This is a genomic window from Micromonospora sp. DT178, assembly GCF_049841695.1.
GTDB lineage: Bacteria > Actinomycetota > Actinomycetes > Mycobacteriales > Micromonosporaceae > Micromonospora.
In genome coordinates, this window is the sequence record NZ_JBNCKV010000061.1 from 1 (window position 1) to 366 (window position 366).

Sequence of the window (366 nt, forward strand, 5' to 3'; positions counted from 1 at the left end):
GGTCAGCGAGTCGAAGCCGAGCTCGCGGAACGCTCGATCGGGTGCGATCGCCTGAGCACTGTCGTGACCAAGGGCTGTAGCCGCGTGGGTACGCACCAACTCCAGGACTGTCCGCTGGCGTTCCTCGGCTCCCATAGCGGCCAACCTGGCGGCCAGATCCACCCGCGTATCGGCTGTGGTCGCCGCCCGGCGGGTCGAGCCACCAGCCAACACCCGCCACAACGGCGGCACGCTACCGGCCCCGGCACGACGCAGCGCGGCCATGTCCACCCGGATCGGCACGAGCTGTGGCCGGTCAGTACGCACCGCCGCGTCGAACAACGCCAGGCCCTGCTCGGAGGACATGGCAAGAACACCGCCGCGTCG

At 70.2% G+C, this 366-nt stretch carries 1 protein-coding gene; it reads right to left on the bottom strand.

Features of this window, described 5'->3' with window-relative positions:
• On the bottom strand, positions 1–345 hold a 345-nt coding region (locus ACLQ22_RS31955; protein ID WP_425695595.1), incomplete at its 3' end, for a beta-ketoacyl reductase.
• Between the last annotated feature and the right edge of the window lie 21 nt (positions 346–366).